Below are 15575 nucleotides of genomic sequence, written 5' to 3' on the forward strand. Positions count from 1 at the left end.
CTCCTTCCGGGTCGAGGACGGCCGCCGGGTGGCGACGCGCCCCAACCTATCCGGAGAGCGCAGGCCGCGTCAGGACGCGGCGGGCTTCGAGCCGCTGGGCTTCGACTCGGTCTTCTTCGCCGGCTCGGACTTCTTCGGCTCGGACTTCGCGGGAGTGCTCGACGAGCCCTCGGACTTCGGGGCCGGACGCGAGTCGGTGCGGTAGAAACCGCCACCGTTGAAGGTCACGCCGACGGGGGAGAACACCTTCCGCAGGACGCCGCCGCAGACCGGGCACTCCGTCAGGGTGGCGTCGGAGAAGGACTGCTTGATGTCGAACGCGTTGTCGCACTCGGTGCAACGGTACGAGTAGGTGGGCACGTCAGCTCCGGAACGTGATGATGCGCGACGGCGTGATGATGCCGTCAACGGGTTCGTCGTGGGGTTCGCGCGGGACCTCGTCGAGGTACTCCGCGTCGAAGATCACAGCATAGACGGGCGGGCGGTTCGCCATGGACCCGAGGGTCTTGTCGTAGTAGCCGCGGCCCCAGCCCATGCGGACGCCGTCGTGCCCGACCGCCGCCGCCGGGGCGAGGATCGCGTCGACGTCGTTGATCGCGAGCGGGGACAGGACCTCGCCGACCACCTCGGGCAGGCCGAGCAGGCTCTCGGTCTCGCTCTCGCCATCGCCGACGGCCCAGTCGAGCAGCCCGTCCTCGCGGGTGACCGGCAGCAGCACGCGGATGCCCTGCCCGAACGCCCAGTTCAGGAACGGGCGGACGTTCGGCTCGTCCGGTGCGGACAGGTACAGGGCGAGGGACGTCACCTGGCGTTCCTCGACGAAGCGCTGCAGGGTCGCGGTCAGGGTCTGGGTGTCCGCGTCGCGTTCGGTCGTGGTCCGGGTGCGCCGCCGCTGCCGGAGTTCGGCTCGCAGGGCGCGCTTCTCGTTCCCGAGATCGGCGATCATGGGCAGGAGTCTACCGAGGGGGCACGGTTGCGGCTTCCCGCCGGGAACCCGCGGGGTCCCGTGTCCCCCGGAGCGACGACATGCCCTCGAAAGGGGGATCGGATACGGTCTGACCATGGGCTTCCAGATTTCGAAGGCGGTGATCCCGGCCGCAGGGCTGGGTACCCGCTTCCTCCCCGCGACCAAGGCGATGCCGAAGGAGATGCTCCCCGTCGTCGACAAGCCGGCCATCCAGTACGTGGTGGAAGAGGCTGTCGGTGCCGGGCTGACCGACGTGCTGATGATCACCGGGCGCAACAAGAACGCGCTCGAGAACCACTTCGACCACGTGTCGGAGCTCGAGGAGACCCTCCGCAAGAAGGGTGACCACGAGAAGCTGCAGAAGGTGAACCAGTCGACGGACCTCGCCGACATGCACTACGTGCGGCAGGGCGACCCGCTCGGCCTCGGCCACGCGGTGCTCCGCGCGAAGATGCACGTCGGCCGCGAGCCGTTCGCCGTGCTCCTCGGTGACGACATCATCGACGCCCGTGACCCGCTGCTCCAGCGCATGATCGAGGTCCAGGGCGAGAAGAACGCCACCATCGTGGCCCTGCTCGAGGTCCCCGAGTCGCAGACCCACCTGTACGGCATCGCCACGGTCGAGCCGACCGACACCGACGACGTGGTGAAGATCACCGGGCTCGTCGAGAAGCCCCCGCAGGGCGAGGCGCCCTCGAACCTGGCCATCATCGGCCGCTACGTCATCCGTCCCGAGGTCTTCGACGTCCTCGAGAAGCAGGAGCCGGGCAAGGGCGGCGAGATCCAGCTGACCGACGCGCTCATGAAGATGGCGAGCGCCGAAGAGTGGACCGGCGGCGTGTACGGCGTCGTGTTCCGTGGACGCCGGTACGACACCGGTGACAAACTCGACTACATCAAGGCGATCGTGCAGCTCGCCTCGGACCGCGATGACCTCGGCCCCGACCTCAAGTCGTGGCTGAAGGAGTTCAACGCGGGCGAATAGTCGGCCATCCCGCCCGGGTCCGTCAGATGACGGATCCGGGCGGGACACCCCGTCCCGCACAGCGGCGGGACCCCGGAGGAACCCAGCGATGACGACGATCCCGACCCTGTCCCACGGGCGGGTCACCATCCGGCCCCTCCGGCTCCGCGACACCCGCGACCTCGACGCGGCACTCGCGACGAACCGCTCGTGGCTCCGCACCTGGGAGGCCACGAACCCCTCCGGACACGTCTCCACCGACGTCCGCGGCAGCATCCGTGCGCTCCAGGCCAACGCCCGCGCGGGACTCGGACTCCCGTTCGCGATGGAGCTCGACGGCCGCTTCGTCGGTCAGCTCAACGTCTCCGGCATCTCCTACGGCTCGCTCGCGAGTGCCTCCATCGGCTACTGGGTCGTCGAGGACGCCGCCGGCCACAACGTGACGCCGATCTCGGTCGCCCTCGCCGTCGACCACTGCTTCCGGTCGCTCGGCGTGCACCGGATCGAGATCTGCATCCGGCCGGAGAACGCCCCGAGCCTGCGCGTCGTGGAGAAGCTCGGCTTCCGGTACGAGGGACTCCGTCGCCGCTACATCCACATCAACGGGGACTGGCGCGACCACTTCTGCTTCGCGCTGGTGGCGGAGGAGGTCCGCGGCGGCGTTCTCGAGCGCTGGGTCCAGGGGCAGGTGCCTCCCGGTGTGGGGACCGTGCCGCTCGCAGCACGCGACGAGGCCGCCATGCCGCTGGACACGACGCCCCGCATCTGACGGGCCGCCTGTCACGGGCCTGGAGGCGCGGCTCGCCCCCGCAGATTCGCCCCCGACACGCGCAACACGCGTCCGGCAATGACGCGGCGCGGGAACCGCCGCCCCTACCGTGTTCGCATGGCAGGAATCGGCTCGTGGGGTGGCGGCATCGTCCTGCTCGTCGCGGCCGTCCTCTGGCTCGTCTACCTGATGCCGTCGTGGGCCGCCCGCCGCCAGTACCTGGCCACCGAGCGGAACGCCATCCGGCTGCAGCAGACCCTCCGGATCCTCGCGCAGACCGCCGAGCTGCCGGACGAGGTCCGCATCGAGATGAACGCGAAGTCCCTCGCCCAGGCGCAGCGCGTCGCCCGGTCCGAAGAGGCCAAGCGCACCGCCATCGTCCGAGCCCACGAAGCGGCGCGGCAGCGTGAGATCACCCGCCGCCTGGCCGAGCAGGCCCCGGTGCTGGAGCGGGCGTCCGCCGTTCCGGCCCTGACCGCGATGCGCATGCGCCGTTCCCGGCTCGGGGCGACCCTGTTCGGCACGCTCGGCATCGTCGTGGCCCTCGTGGTGTTCGTCGCGGCACCGTCGCTCTGGCTCGTCGGTGTCGCAGGCCTCGTCGCCGCCGGTGGGTCCGCAGCGGTCCTGGCCCAGCTGCACCAGGTGGCGACGGCGCGGAAGCAGCGTCTCGCGGCCGGCGAGACGGGCGCGACCCGCGCCTCCCGGCCGGCCACCGCCTGGACCGACCCGGCCCCGCCCCTGTCGACCGAGCAGCCCGCTGCACCCGCTGCGGACCGCTCGTGGACCCCGAACCACGTGCCCAAGCCCCTCTACGTGGAGCGCCCGAGCGCACCGGCTGCATCGCCCGAGTCGTCGGCGGAACTCGCCGCGCGGTTGAAGGAGCGCGTCGCCGCGGCCAAGGCGGAAGCCGAGGCCGAAGCGGCGGCGATCCGCGCGGGGGAGTCCGACCCTTCGCTGGCGCGGGTCTCGCGGATGCGACCCGAGCTCGAGGAAGCTGCGGCATCGCTGTCCGCGCACGACCAGGGGCGTCTGGCCGAGCGGCTCGGGCTGCGGGCGCCCGCTGCTCCTGCTGCCGCTGCCTCCGCTGCTGCTGCCGACGAACCCGCCGCTCCGGCCGGTCCGCCGAGCAAGTGGGCCGGAATGGGGGTCCTCGACGACGACGCCTACCAGCAGGCCGACCTCGACGCGATCATGCGGCGGCGCCGCGCGGTCTGACCCGCGGCACGCCCGACGGGCCACCGGCGATTTCGGCTGGGCCGACCGAGGGTGCTAATGTGATCGAGCACTTGGGGCTATGGCGCAGTTGGTAGCGCGTCTCGTTCGCAATGAGAAGGTCAGGGGTTCGAATCCCCTTAGCTCCACCAGGTAGCAACACGAACGGCCCGGAACCCACAGGTTCCGGGCCGTTCTGCCGTGGTCGGGCTGTTCGTCGGGCGTCAGCCCGCGATGCTCTCCGTCAGCACGCCGGACTGCGCGAAGGTGGTGTGGATCGCGTTCGCGGCCTGCTCGAAGGCCCGGTTGCCGCGCGAGATGCCGAGCGCTCCGCCCTTGATCGCGGACTTGCCCGAGCCACGCAACAGCCGGGCGACGGTGCGGCCGTCCGGGGCGATCATGATCTGCACGTCCAGGCGGGTGTGGAACGTGCGGTCGTTCGCCATGCCACCGATGAGCAGCGTCAGGCCGAGGCTGCCGCGGGTCGCACGGAGTGCACCCTGCTCGGCGTCGTCGACGGTGTAGCCCTCGCGGGACAGGGCCTCGCGCACCTGTGCACGGGCGGTCTCGGGGTCGGTCGCGACGAAGAAGTCGTGGCTCTCGGGCATGTGTGTGTTCCTTCCGAACGGGTCCGCTGGGACACGGAGGACGCTCGCCCCCGAAGACGATCATGCCGTGTCGGAACGACGGAGGTGTCGCTTACGCTGGTCGTGTCATGACTGCCTCGATGAACCGCCGCGCACTCCTGTCCCTCGCCGGCGTCGCCGGGATCGGGCTCGCCGTCGCGGCGTGCTCCTCCGGCAGCGACGAGGGCGGCGACTCGGGCAAGGGCTCGGGCGGCGGGCGCGGGAGCTCCGGTGGGGACGCCTCGTCCGCACCGACCGCGAAGCCCGTCGCGAAGTCCCTCGCTCCGGCGCAGGTCCCGCTCGTCGGTGGCGTCACGGTCACCGTGGCGGGGACCGGACTCGCCGCCGTCAAGGGCGTCACCGTCGGCGGAGTCGCGGCGCGTGACGTGCAGGCCACCGCGTCGAAGGTGACCTTCACGGCCCCGCACCAGGCGATGTACACGGCCGGCGACGCCGACGTCGCACTCTTCACGTCCGCGATCGAACCGACCCCGTCGGCGAACCAGTCCTCCGACGGCAACGGCAGCGCCGCGAACGACGGGCAGAGCGGCGCCACCCAGGACACCGCGACCGCATCACCGACGCCGACCGCCGCAGTGACGCCCGCTGCGGGCAGCGCGGTCGCCTCGACCACCCTCGCCTACGCCGCACTGACCGACGTCGACCGGCAGCTCGCCTACGCGATGCGGTACTGGAAGGACTACAACCTCGCCGAGTACGGCACGATGAACCCCATCGGTGGCGACTGCGCGAACTACGTCAGCCAGACCCTCATCGCCCGTGGGTGGGAGCAGCGGTCCGACTGGTACAACCGGGCCGCCGGTGCCGAGCACAGCGCGACGTGGACCTACTGCCCGACGATGGACCCCTGGCTCGCGGACAACGCGGGCGAGTTCGGGCTCACCCGGCGTTCCTCGGACGAGCGCGACAAGGTCAAGGTCGGCGACATCGTGTTCTTCGACTGGAACGCCAACGGCTCACCCGACCACACCACCATCGTGTCCGAGGTCTTCACCGAGCCCGACGGCACCATCCGCATCAAGTCGGCGAGCCACAACCAGGACGGCCCCTACCGCGACCTCGACGAGATGATCACGGTGCAGCACCCCGGCGGATCGGCCTGGTTCCACACGTTCGACGCGTAGCGCTCACCAGGCCCGCAAGACACCGGTGTTCGCACGTCGCACCGCGGTCTGCGCGTGTTCAACCGGCGAACACCGGTGTCTTGCAGAGTCGACGACCAGCACCGCTCACGGGTACCCGAGGAACCAGAGCAGCACGATCGCGACCGGCTGCAGGCACACCCCGACGACCAGCCACGTCACCGCCCGCCGCCGCGTCCCCACGAACACGTCCGACCCGAGCAATGGCGCCATCGGCATGAGCAACCGCGGCAACGACTGTTGCGGCAGGAACACCGCCACCAGGTACAGCCCGTAGGACGCCGTGAACGCGAGCACGTCGGTGCCCAGAGCCCGGGTGCTCCGGCGCGAGAAGAACCACACCGCGCCGGCGAGCACCACCACGACGAGTCCGATGCCGAGCGGCCCGAGCCACGTCGACGCCATCGTGAACCACGGCGTCAGCGGCGCGAAGTGCTGGCGACCGACGAACCCCACCCACCACGACAGCTCGGTGTCCAGGTACGCGTTCGGTCGCCCGGTCACGGCCGTCGCGATGACGGGCCACGCCAGTCCCGCAGCCGCGACGACCATGCCGGTCACCACGATCGCGATCCGGTCGCGCCACGGGAACGCGTCCTGCTGCCGGCGCCAGGCCGCCCACCGCAGGACCAGGTGCACGGCCAGTGCCAGCGCCAGCGCGAGGACCCCGGGCTTCGTGAACGCCGCCACGACACCGAGCGGGGCGATCAGCCAGTACCGTCGCCGGACCAGGGCGAGCAGGGCGCCGAACAGCAGCACGAGCAGCAGGCTCTCCGCGTAGGCGACCTGCAGCAGGAACCCCGTCGGCGCGAACGCGAACAGTGCGGTCGCCCAGCGGGCCCGGTGCGAGCACCCGACGGCGAGCACCAGCCGGTACAGCAGCACGCAGGCGCCCGCTCCGGCGATCGACGCCACCACGACCCCGGCGACCCAGAACGACGCTCCGGTCAGCGTCATCACGACCCGCACCACCGCGGGGAACACCGGCAGGAACGCCCACGCGTTCGGCAGGACGTGCCCGGAGTCATCGGTCGGCAGCGTCGCCGGGTACCCGTGCTCGGCGATGATCCGGTAGAACGAGGCGTCCCACGAGCCCGAGAACGTGAAGAACGAGGGATCCTGCCGGTACGAGGCGAACGGCCAGCCGTTCGCGCTCGCCAGCAGGTACACGGTCGCCAGCAGCACGGTGCTGACCACCCGCGAGCCCGCCCAGATCAGCAGCGGTGCGGTCCAGGCGCTGCGCCGTCCGGTCAGCAGGCTGCGGAACCCCCGCCTGGAGGCCCGGCTCGCTTCCGCCACGTTCGTCACCCGCCCGATCCTCCCAGACCGCGGGCCGCGCCCCGCATCGCGGGCCGTCCCGCGTCCGCCGCGAGGCAACCTGTGTGCATCGTGAGCAGTAATGGTCGGGTCCGTCTGCCGGACCCGACCATTACTGCTCACGAAGTGCGGGCCTCCCGGCTAGCGCCCCGTGACCGCGCGACGGATCTGCTCGATCGGCACCTTCGGCGACCGGTCGGCGTTGAGCAGGCCGTTGGTCTCCTGCATGGTGTCGGTGAGCTGCGTGTAGCAGGACCCGGCGAGGAACGAGCTCGCACGGATCGCGTCGTACAGCGCGGTGATGCGGGCGACCCAGTCGTCGCCGTCGCTGGCCGACGTGTAGCCCCAGCCGTCCTCGCGCTGGACGCCCGGCTGGTAGTTCACGCCCCCGAACTCGGTGAGCATGACCGGCTGGCCGAGGTCCTCGGCGCCGCCGACCAGGATGCGGCGATCCGCCGGACCGATGCCACCGAGGAGTCGAGCCCGTGCGGTCTCGTCCGCGTAGGTGGCCCCGAGCCGGGGGCCGTCGCCCTCGTAGTCGTGGATCGTGACGATGTCGGAGTTCGTGTGCTCCCACCCGTCGTTCGAGATCACCGGACGCGTCGGGTCCAACGCCCGCGTGACGTCGGCGAGGGCCCGGGCGTAGGCCTGCTGGGCCGGGTCGGTGGCGATGTGCTGCACGCCCCAGCTCTCGTTGGCGGGCACCCACGTGACGATCGACGGGTGCGAGGCGTCACGCTCGACGGCGTCCATCCACTCGCGCATCAGACGCTGCACGGCGCGGGGGGAGAACGCGTAGGCGCCGGGAGCCTCACCCCACACCATGACTCCGAGTCGGTCGGCCCAGTACAGGAACCGCGGGTCCTCGATCTTCTGGTGGTTGCGGGCCGCGTTGAAGCCGAGCTCCTTGATGAGTTCGACCTCGCGGCGGAGTGCCTGGCGGGACGGGGCGGCGATGTGCGACTCGGGCCAGTAGCCCTGGTTCAGGACGCTGCGGACGTCGTGGCGTCGGCCGTTGAGCAGGAACGCGCCGCCGTCGACCCCGACCGTCCGGATCCCGAAGTAGCTGGCGACGGCGTCGAGCGCGCCCGTGCTCGCTGTCGTGGCGTTGCCGGCGCTCGGCAGCAGCGTGACCGTGGCGTCGATCAGCCGGGGCGTGTCCGGCGTCCAGTGCAGCTCGTCCTCGGCCTGCCCGTTCGTCTGCCGTGCGATCGGCACGACCACGTCGAACTCGTCGCCGGTCTCGCCGACGGTGGTCTCGATCGTGGCGAGGTGCTCGTCGCGGTCGTCCCAGCGGGCCTCGACGCGCAGGCGCTCCCCGCCGGTGCGGTGCCCGTCGAGCCGGACCGTCAGGCGCATGGTCGCGTGGTCGACGTTCGTCCAGCGCAGGGACGCGATCGAGGCGGTCGGCACGGCCTCGAGCCAGACCGTCTGCCAGATCCCGGTGGTCCGGCGGTACCAGATCGCGTGCGGGTCCTCGTGCCAGTCCTGCTTGCCGCGCGGCTGGGTCAGGTCGTGCGGGTCGTCCTCGGCGCGGACCACCAGGGTGTGCACGGCGTCGGGGTCGGCGGCCAGCGCTTCCGTGACGTCGAAGGAGAACGGGGTGTGGCCGCCCTCGTGTCCGCCGATGAACTGCCCGTCGATCCAGACGCGGGCACGGTGGTCGACGGCGCCGAAGTGCAGGACGAGTCGAGGGGCGCCGTCGCCGAACCCGGCGGCGTCGAGCTCGGAGCGGGTGATCGCACGGGAGTACCAGACCACGGGGTGGAAGCCGGGCTCGTCGATGCCCGAGGCCGGGGACTCGGGCGGGAACGGGACGACGATGTCCCGTGCGTCGGCGAAGCCCGTGTGCCAGGCGGGGTCGTCGCCGTCGTTCCGGAACGACCACGTGCCGTCGAGATCGGCCCACGCGGTGCGGAGCATCTGCGGCCGGGGGTACGTGCCGTCCTGCCGCGAAGCGAGGGGGAGGCCGGGGGCGGAAGCGGAGTCAGGTGCGGCCACGGTGCCGTCGAGCGTGCTCATGCGTCCATGCTCCCGTGTCGGTACATCGTTGTAAAGAGCGAGCCGGGATTGCGCGGAACAGGTTCGGCGGGGCTCTCGTCGAGCGGTCGCTCAGTCGATCGCGGCGTCGCGGGTGAGCACCATGACGTCCATCCGTCCCTGCTGGACGACCACGCCGTGCTGGTTCCGCAGCGCCACCGCCCGCTCGACGATCCCGGTCGTGCCCGAACTCGTCAGCCGGGTGCCCAGGACCTCGACGGTGCAGGTCACGGTGTCCCCGATGAACACGGGCTCGGCGAAGCGCCACTGGTCGATCCCGAGCAGTGCCACCGCGGACCCCTCGAACACGCCCGTGCGCGCGATGAGCCCGAGGCACAGCGAGGTGCCGAGCAGCCCGTGCACGATCCGCTGCCCGTACCGGGTCTTCCCGGCGAACTCGACGTCCGTGTGCACCTGGTTGTTGTCGTTCGTCCACGAGGCGAACGACACCACGTCCGCCTCGGTGATGGTGCGCCCCGGTGTGGTGAAGGTCTGTCCGGCAGCGAGGTCCTCGAAGTAGTGCGGCACGGCCCGATTCTCGCACCGGTCAGAGTCGGGCGAGCAGCTTCCGCGATCGGTGCAGGCCCTGCGCGCTGGCCGCCAGCTCGGTCGTCACCAGGACGCCGTACCCGAACGTGTCCTCGCCGTGCTGCGTTGCCACAGCGGCCAGCCCTCGGTACGCATCGGCTGCGTGCGCGGCGTCGAGCGTCTCGCCCAGGGTCTCCTGCACCCGTCGCAGCCGTCCGAGCCGACGCTTGCCGACGTCGGGCAGGTCCCCGGCCGCCTGCAGCGCGTAGCGCAACCGGCGCGCGGCCTTCCGGACCTCGTGCAGGGTGTCGAGGTCGTCGATGGGATCGCCCAGCAGCCGACCGACGCGTGCCCGCTCGTGCCGGATGCGCCTGGTGACGAACGCGGCTGCGTCGTCGTCCGCGTGCGGGCCGGCCGGTGCCCGCAGCAGCAGGTCGTCGAGGGCGTCGAGCGTCCGGAACCAGGCGTCGGAGCGCAGCGCTCGCCGGAGCTCAGCAGCGGTGACGCTGCGACGTTCCGCCGTCGCCGAACCGATGCGCTCCAGGGTCTCGGCGTCCACGTACCCGTCGGGGGCTCGTGCCGCCGACCGGGACGGGCCGGCGTGCAGCACCTCGGCGTCGCGAGCGGTCCCGGCGACCCGACCGGTCTGGGCCAGGGCGGCACGGAGCTCCTCGGTCGCCCGGCGGTCGAGCGCGCCGCGGAACGCCGCGAGCACACTCCGCAGGCGGCGCAGCACCTTCCGCAGGTCGTGCACGGCCTCGGGCTCGTCGGCCCGTACCCGGGGATCCACCGCGACGAGGTCACGCCGCAGGGCATCGAGCACTCGCAGGACGAACCCGGCGGCCGTGTCCGGCCGGGGGCGCTTCGCTCGGCCGCGTCGGTGCTCCGAAGCGGGCTCGGGGCCGCGGGGGAGCGGAACCGACGCGACGTCCACGGGATCGGTCGCCGCGTCGTGCAGCGCTCGTTCGGCCGCTCGAGCCGTGCCACCGTCGCGTCCGTCGTCCGTCAGGGCCCACCACCGCGACGACCGCAGCACGGTGGTGTCCGGGTCGCCGTCGTCCACGCGCACGTCGGCGACCTCGGCCCGCACCCGGCCGTCCCCGCCGCGCAGGGTCACGAGCGTCGTGGTGGTGTCACGGACCAGGACCGTCCGCAGGGGACGACCACGCAGGAACACCTCGACGGCGTCTCGCGCGGGATCGTCGGACACGCCCCCGAGCGGCTCCGGGCCGGTCCCGTGCCCGCCCCGGTCGATCGTCCAGTCGCCGTCCGGCGAGCGTGTGAGCACGACACCCTCGGCGGCGAGCACCCGGTCGTCGGAGTCCCACACCGTTTCGCGCACCGTCACCGCTTCGTGACGGCGCACGTCGGCGGCGAACGGCTCGAGTGCGGGGAGCCTGCGGTCGTCGAGGATCCGCCAGGTCCGGCGGGGGTCGGGGAGCGCAGGTGCAGCGTCAGCGGCGGAGGCAGGAGCGGCAGCGGATCGGGGCATGCCGCAAGTGTCGTCCGACGCACCCGTGTCAGACCGGGGGCAACGGGGTTCTGTGGACGGAGTCCTGGCCGGGGTGTCCTGTGGGGGACTCGGCACCTCGCCAGGCCCCGGCGCGTAGGTTCCGCTGCATGAGCGACGGAGCACCCAGCGCCCCCGACACCCGCGCAGACACCAGCGCCCCCGACACCACGGCCCCCACCAGCACGCCGAGCGACCGCGACCTCGAGTCCTGGATCGCCGACCGCCGCTGGTACGCCTCGAAGGGGTCCGTGCCACGCCTCCGGACGATCTCCACTGAGGACGGGACCCGGCTGGTGCTCGACGAGGCCCCCGCGGTCCCCGTCCTCTACCAGTCACCGATCACCAGCAACCCCGACGGCGCGATCGTCGACGCCACCACCGACCTCGCATGGGTCTCGGCGCTCGCCGCACGCATCGACGGGGCACCGGACAGCCTCAGCCCGATCGGCCGGGTCACCGCCGCCCGCGTCCTGACGGGTGAGCAGTCCAACACGTCGGTCATCTGCGACACCGAGTCCGGGGACCGCGTCATCATCAAGGTCTTCCGCGTGCTGCACCACGGCGACAACCCCGACGTGACCACGCAGCTCGCCCTCACGGCGGCGGGCAGCACGCGCGTGCCGCGGGTCTACGGCGCCCTCCGCGCCGACTGGCCCGACGTCGGACGCCCGGACGGCACGGCGACGGGGCACCTCGCCTTCGCCCAGGAGTTCCTGCCCGGGCTCGACGACGCCTGGCGCGTCGCCCTGCAGGAGGCGCAGGCCGGCACCCCGTTCGGTGACCGCGCCGAGCAGCTCGGCACCGCGCTCGCCGACGTGCACCGCACCCTCGCCGGAGCGCTGCCGACGGAACCGGCCGACGCGCCCCGACGGGACGCCGCCGTCGCGACGATGCACGCCCGACTCGACACCGCCGCCCGCGAGGCCCCGGCCGTCGCCGACCACATCGACGCCATCCGCGCGGTCTACGCCCGTGCCGCTGACGCGACGTGGCCGGATCTGCAGCGCATCCACGGTGACCTGCACCTCGGACAGGTCCTGTCGGCACCGGACCCCCGCGGGTGGGTGTTCCTGGACTTCGAGGGCGAGCCGCTCCGCCCCCTCGACGAACGCTCGCTGCCGGACGTCACCCTGCGCGACGTCGCGGGCATGCTGCGCTCCTTCGACTACGTGGCGGGCGCGCTGGCACACGATGCCGAACCGGTCGACGCCGCCTCGTGGGCAGCCGAGGCGCGAGCCCGCTTCCTCGAGGGCTACCAGCAGGGGACCGGCGCGGACCTCGCCGTCCACAGCGCGCTGCTCGACGCCTTCGAGCTCGACAAGGCGGTCTACGAGGTCGTCTACGAGACACGCAACCGACCCGACTGGGTCGGGATCCCGCTCGCGGCCGTCGCGCGCCTGGTCGGCGACAGCGGGTCCTGAGCGCGACCCACGGACGGACGGGAGGCCCGTGGCGACACCGCCACGGGCCTCCGGTCCGTCACCGGGTGACGTCGTCTAGTTGACGGGACCCGTGTACTTCTCGCCCGGTCCGGCACCGATCGGGTCCGGGATCGCCGACGCCTCGCGGAAGGCGAGCTGCAGCGACCGCAGTCCGTCGCGGAGCGGACGGGCGTGGTGGTCGCCGATCTCGGTCGCGGCGGCGGTGACCAGGCCGGCCAGCGCGGTGATGAGCTTCCGCGCCTCGTCCAGGTCGGTCTGTTCCTGCGGGTCGTCGGCCAGGCCGACCTTCACGGCCGCGGCACTGAGCAGGTGCACCGCAACGGTGTTGATGAGTTCGACCGCCGGCACCTCCGCGATGTCCCTGGCGGCGTCGATGCCGGTGTCGTCGATCGGGGTGTCGCTCACGGTGCTCCTCTGCTAGGCTTGCTCGCGGCAGATGCTGTCCGTGTGCCGTCAGTTCCTCGACAACACCCGGACGGTGTCACGAAAGAGGAGTCTCTCCCACCCGCGGCCGCGTTCCACCAGGCTACCGGGTCACCACCGCTCCGCGAGTGCACGTGTTGTGCTCGTCGGTCGGATCCCACGGATCCGATGCAGGGCGGCTGCCGAACGGGTTGACATCCCGTGCGTCAGATCTCCTCTCTCGTGCTGTCGTCCAGGGCAAACGCCCCGGACGGCCACCACCTGATTGAAGGAGCTCCGCATCACCGATCCCCGTACCAACGACCGAATCCGCGTTCCCGAAGTCCGACTCGTCGGACCGCAGGGTGAGCAGGTCGGCGTTGTCCCGATCGCCATGGCACTGCGTCTCGCGCAGGAAGCCGAACTGGATCTGGTCGAGGTCGCGCCGAACTCGAAGCCGCCCGTGGCCAAGATCATGGACTACGGCAAGTTCAAGTACGAGGCCGCTCAGAAGGCCAAGGAAGCTCGTCGCAACCAGGTGAACACGGACCTGAAAGAGGTCCGTTTCCGCCTGAAGATCGACGTGCACGACTACGAGACGAAGCGCAAGCGTGCCGAGGGGTTCCTCCTCGGTGGCGACAAGGTGAAGGCGATGATCCTCTTCCGTGGCCGCGAGCAGTCGCGTCCGGAGCAGGGTGTCCGTCTCCTCCAGAAGTTCGCGGAAGAGATCGCCGAGTTCGGTGTCGTCGAGTCGCGTCCGACCCAGGACGGCCGCAACATGACGATGATCATCGCCCCGCTCAAGAACAAGTCCGACGTCAAGGGCGAGCAGAACGCCAAGCGTGCTGCACAGAAGGCCGAGCGTCGTGCCACCGAGCACGCCGCGAAGGGCAAGGACGAGGCCGAGGCCGGTTCCACGTCCGAGGCAGCCGCGGAATCCACGGACGCCGCGGCCGAATAGGTCCCCGGACCGACCCCGCAACGACGCGGCCCCCCATCCATCCCACGGAAAGGCACCACCATGCCCAAGCAGAAGACCCACTCCGGGTCGAAGAAGCGCTTCAAGGTCACCGGTACCGGCAAGATCATGAAGCAGCAGGCCGGTATGCGTCACAACCTCGAGGTCAAGAGCTCCAAGCGCAAGGCCCGCCTGAACGAGGACCAGGTCCTCTCCAAGGGTGACGCGAAGAACGTCAAGAAGCTCCTCGGCCACTGAGCCCCGCAGATCGTAAAGGAATAGTGCAATGGCACGAGTAAAGAGAGCGGTCAACGCCGCCAAGAAGCGCCGCGTCATCCTCGAACGCGCCGAGGGCTACCGCGGCCAGCGTTCGCGCCTGTACCGCAAGGCCAAGGAGCAGGTCACCCACTCCCTCGTCTACGCGTACCGCGACCGTCACGCGAAGAAGGGCGAGTTCCGTCGCCTCTGGATCCAGCGCATCAACGCTGCGTCCCGTGCGAACGGCCTGACCTACAACCGCCTCATCCAGGGTCTCAACCTGGCCGGCGTCGAGGTCGACCGTCGCATCCTCGCCGACCTCGCGGTGAACAACCCCGAGACCTTCACCGCGCTCGTCGAGACCGCGAAGAAGGCCCTCCCGGCCGACACCTCGGCCCCGAAGGCTGCGTAGTCAGTTCTTCTGCTCGCGAAACCCCCGCCGCACGGCGGGGGTTTCGTCGTTCCTAGACTTGGGTCGTGAGCGATCTCCTCGAGAACCCCCGTGCCGGACGCGTGAAGGCCGTTGCGGCCCTGGCCAAGAAGGACGTCCGGGCCGAGACCGGCCTGTTCCTGCTGGAAGGGCCCCAAGCGGTCCGCGAAGCGCTGGAGTACGCCCCGGAGCTCCTGCGCGAGCTCTACGTGACCCCGACCGCCGCTGCCCGCTACGGGCTCGACGACGCGCCGGTGGACACCTGGTTCGTGACCGAGCAGGTGCTCGACGCGATGGCCGACACGGTCACCCCGCAGGGCGTGGTGGCGGTGTGCCAGCAGTTCCCGACGTCGGTGAAGGACGTCTTCCCGGACCGCGCTGCGGCCGCCGCCGACCGGGAGGCCCGAGATGCGTCCGACGAGCAGGCCGCGTTGCCCGGACTGGTCGCCATCCTCGAAGAGGTGCGGGACCCGGGGAACGCCGGCACGATCATCCGGGCCGCCGACGCGGCCGGCGCCGACGCGGTGGTGCTGACCGGACGCTCGGTCGACCCGTACAACCCGAAGGTCGTCCGGTCGACGACCGGGTCCCTGTTCCACGTCCCGGTGTCCGTCGGCGTGACCCTGGCGGACACGATCGAGCGGGCGAAGGCCCTGGGCTACACGGTGCTCGCGGCGGACGTCTCCGGCGACGACCTGCCGGTGGTCCGAGCCGAGGGGATGCTCGACGGACCGACCGCGTGGGTCTTCGGCAACGAGGCCCGCGGACTGACCGCCGACGACCTGGCGCTCGTCGACCGGGCCGTCAAGGTGCCGATCTACGGGCAGGCGGAGTCGATGAACCTCGCCACAGCCGCGTCGGTGTGCCTGTACGAGTCGGCCTTCGCGCTCCGGAGCTGACCCTCGTCCCTCCCCAGGCCGGTCGTCGGCGTCGGCCATCCACCGTCCGCTCGGTGCAGGTGGGTGGTATCCCGACGGCCGGTAGGC

17 protein-coding genes and 1 tRNA gene are annotated in these 15575 nt (G+C 71.3%); 10 read left to right on the top strand and 8 right to left on the bottom strand.

All coding sequences use genetic code 11. The annotated features are described in order from the left end of the window. Positions 1–69: 69 nt before the first annotated feature. A complete protein-coding gene (locus DEJ00_RS16490; RefSeq protein ID WP_111058097.1) occupies positions 70–360 on the bottom strand; it encodes an FmdB family zinc ribbon protein in 291 nt (96 codons plus the stop codon). A 1-nt stretch (position 361) separates the two neighbouring features. Next, the gene (locus DEJ00_RS16495) at positions 362–946 is read right to left on the bottom strand and encodes a 5-formyltetrahydrofolate cyclo-ligase (RefSeq protein WP_071244110.1); all 585 of its coding nucleotides are present in this window, start codon (positions 944–946) and stop codon (positions 362–364) included. 115 nt (positions 947–1061) lie between these two features. Here DEJ00_RS16495 and galU point away from each other — a divergent pair, with 115 nt between their 5' ends. The 4 genes from galU to DEJ00_RS16515 all read left to right on the top strand — a co-directional run bounded on the left by galU (position 1062) and on the right by DEJ00_RS16515 (position 4064). Next, positions 1062–1952 (top strand): UTP--glucose-1-phosphate uridylyltransferase GalU, encoded by an 891-nt coding sequence (gene galU / locus DEJ00_RS16500; protein ID WP_027466560.1) that lies wholly within the window; start codon positions 1062–1064, stop codon positions 1950–1952. A gap of 88 nt (positions 1953–2040) precedes the next feature. Continuing rightward, positions 2041–2700: a GNAT family N-acetyltransferase gene (locus DEJ00_RS16505; protein ID WP_017887986.1), complete on the top strand. Its 660-nt coding sequence runs from the start codon at positions 2041–2043 to the stop codon at positions 2698–2700. 117 nt (positions 2701–2817) lie between these two features. Beyond that, a complete protein-coding gene (locus tag DEJ00_RS16510; protein WP_111058098.1) occupies positions 2818–3915 on the top strand; it encodes a hypothetical protein in 1098 nt (365 codons plus the stop codon). A gap of 73 nt (positions 3916–3988) precedes the next feature. Beyond that, positions 3989–4064 (top strand) — tRNA-Ala (locus tag DEJ00_RS16515). 72 nt (positions 4065–4136) lie between these two features. Here DEJ00_RS16515 and DEJ00_RS16520 read toward each other — a convergent pair. After that, positions 4137–4520: a hypothetical protein gene (locus tag DEJ00_RS16520; RefSeq protein WP_071405149.1), complete on the bottom strand. Its 384-nt coding sequence runs from the start codon at positions 4518–4520 to the stop codon at positions 4137–4139. A gap of 107 nt (positions 4521–4627) precedes the next feature. On the opposite strand from DEJ00_RS16520, the gene DEJ00_RS18320 reads away from it, so the two are divergent. After that, positions 4628–5683, top strand: coding sequence for an amidase domain-containing protein (locus DEJ00_RS18320; RefSeq protein WP_258373718.1), 1056 nt, complete (start codon positions 4628–4630; stop codon positions 5681–5683). Positions 5684–5788: 105 nt separating this feature from the next. Here the strand turns inward: DEJ00_RS18320 and DEJ00_RS16530 are convergent, their stop codons facing one another. From DEJ00_RS16530 to DEJ00_RS16545, 4 genes are all read right to left on the bottom strand, one after another. Then, positions 5789–7009: a hypothetical protein gene (locus tag DEJ00_RS16530; protein WP_181440217.1), complete on the bottom strand. Its 1221-nt coding sequence runs from the start codon at positions 7007–7009 to the stop codon at positions 5789–5791. Positions 7010–7159: 150 nt separating this feature from the next. Next, positions 7160–9040 (bottom strand): glycoside hydrolase family 2 protein, encoded by a 1881-nt coding sequence (locus DEJ00_RS16535; protein ID WP_111058099.1) that lies wholly within the window; start codon positions 9038–9040, stop codon positions 7160–7162. 90 nt (positions 9041–9130) lie between these two features. Continuing rightward, on the bottom strand, positions 9131–9586 hold the full coding sequence (locus DEJ00_RS16540; protein WP_111058100.1) for a MaoC/PaaZ C-terminal domain-containing protein: 456 nt from the start codon (positions 9584–9586) through the stop codon (positions 9131–9133). Between the two features lie 19 nt (positions 9587–9605). Further along, positions 9606–11078 (bottom strand): CHAD domain-containing protein, encoded by a 1473-nt coding sequence (locus DEJ00_RS16545; protein ID WP_111058101.1) that lies wholly within the window; start codon positions 11076–11078, stop codon positions 9606–9608. Positions 11079–11206: 128 nt separating this feature from the next. On the opposite strand from DEJ00_RS16545, the gene DEJ00_RS16550 reads away from it, so the two are divergent. Further along, on the top strand, positions 11207–12520 hold the full coding sequence (locus DEJ00_RS16550; RefSeq protein ID WP_220038889.1) for a phosphotransferase: 1314 nt from the start codon (positions 11207–11209) through the stop codon (positions 12518–12520). Positions 12521–12595: 75 nt separating this feature from the next. Here DEJ00_RS16550 and DEJ00_RS16555 read toward each other — a convergent pair whose 3' ends face one another. Continuing rightward, the gene (locus DEJ00_RS16555) at positions 12596–12946 is read right to left on the bottom strand and encodes a DUF1844 domain-containing protein (RefSeq protein ID WP_027466553.1); all 351 of its coding nucleotides are present in this window, start codon (positions 12944–12946) and stop codon (positions 12596–12598) included. Between the two features lie 283 nt (positions 12947–13229). Between DEJ00_RS16555 and infC the strand changes: the two genes are divergently transcribed. The 4 genes from infC to DEJ00_RS16575 all read left to right on the top strand — a co-directional run bounded on the left by infC (position 13230) and on the right by DEJ00_RS16575 (position 15488). Further along, positions 13230–13904 carry a translation initiation factor IF-3 gene (gene infC, locus DEJ00_RS16560; protein ID WP_081827403.1) on the top strand — a complete coding sequence of 225 codons (675 nt, stop codon included), beginning with the start codon at positions 13230–13232 and terminating at the stop codon, positions 13902–13904. A 60-nt stretch (positions 13905–13964) separates the two neighbouring features. Further along, complete coding sequence (rpmI, locus tag DEJ00_RS16565; protein WP_017887976.1) at positions 13965–14159, top strand: 50S ribosomal protein L35; 195 nt, start codon at positions 13965–13967, stop codon at positions 14157–14159. A 28-nt stretch (positions 14160–14187) separates the two neighbouring features. Continuing rightward, on the top strand, positions 14188–14571 hold the full coding sequence (gene rplT / locus DEJ00_RS16570; protein WP_017887975.1) for a 50S ribosomal protein L20: 384 nt from the start codon (positions 14188–14190) through the stop codon (positions 14569–14571). Positions 14572–14636: 65 nt separating this feature from the next. Next, positions 14637–15488, top strand: a complete 852-nt coding sequence (locus tag DEJ00_RS16575; protein WP_071405146.1) for an RNA methyltransferase — start codon at positions 14637–14639, stop codon at positions 15486–15488. The last annotated feature ends 87 nt before the right edge of the window (positions 15489–15575 follow it).

Origin of the sequence: Curtobacterium sp. MCLR17_039 (assembly GCF_003234745.1) — a bacterium.
Taxonomy (GTDB): domain Bacteria; phylum Actinomycetota; class Actinomycetes; order Actinomycetales; family Microbacteriaceae; genus Curtobacterium; species Curtobacterium flaccumfaciens.

Bases quoted from the DNA above. Each gene is read 5' to 3' on its own strand.
- galU (WP_027466560.1), top strand. From the start codon at position 1,062: ATGGGCTTCCAGATTTCGAAGGCGGTGATCCCGGCCGCAGGGCTGGGT.
- DEJ00_RS16545 (WP_111058101.1), bottom strand. From the start codon at position 11,078: ATGCCCCGATCCGCTGCCGCTCCTGCCTCCGCCGCTGACGCTGCACCT.
- DEJ00_RS16505 (WP_017887986.1), top strand. From the start codon at position 2,041: ATGACGACGATCCCGACCCTGTCCCACGGGCGGGTCACCATCCGGCCC.
- DEJ00_RS16495 (WP_071244110.1), bottom strand. From the start codon at position 946: ATGATCGCCGATCTCGGGAACGAGAAGCGCGCCCTGCGAGCCGAACTC.
- rplT (WP_017887975.1), top strand. From the start codon at position 14,188: ATGGCACGAGTAAAGAGAGCGGTCAACGCCGCCAAGAAGCGCCGCGTC.
- rpmI (WP_017887976.1), top strand. From the start codon at position 13,965: ATGCCCAAGCAGAAGACCCACTCCGGGTCGAAGAAGCGCTTCAAGGTC.
- DEJ00_RS18320 (WP_258373718.1), top strand. From the start codon at position 4,628: ATGACTGCCTCGATGAACCGCCGCGCACTCCTGTCCCTCGCCGGCGTC.
- DEJ00_RS16535 (WP_111058099.1), bottom strand. From the start codon at position 9,040: ATGAGCACGCTCGACGGCACCGTGGCCGCACCTGACTCCGCTTCCGCC.
- DEJ00_RS16520 (WP_071405149.1), bottom strand. From the start codon at position 4,520: ATGCCCGAGAGCCACGACTTCTTCGTCGCGACCGACCCCGAGACCGCC.
- DEJ00_RS16510 (WP_111058098.1), top strand. From the start codon at position 2,818: ATGGCAGGAATCGGCTCGTGGGGTGGCGGCATCGTCCTGCTCGTCGCG.
- DEJ00_RS16550 (WP_220038889.1), top strand. From the start codon at position 11,207: ATGAGCGACGGAGCACCCAGCGCCCCCGACACCCGCGCAGACACCAGC.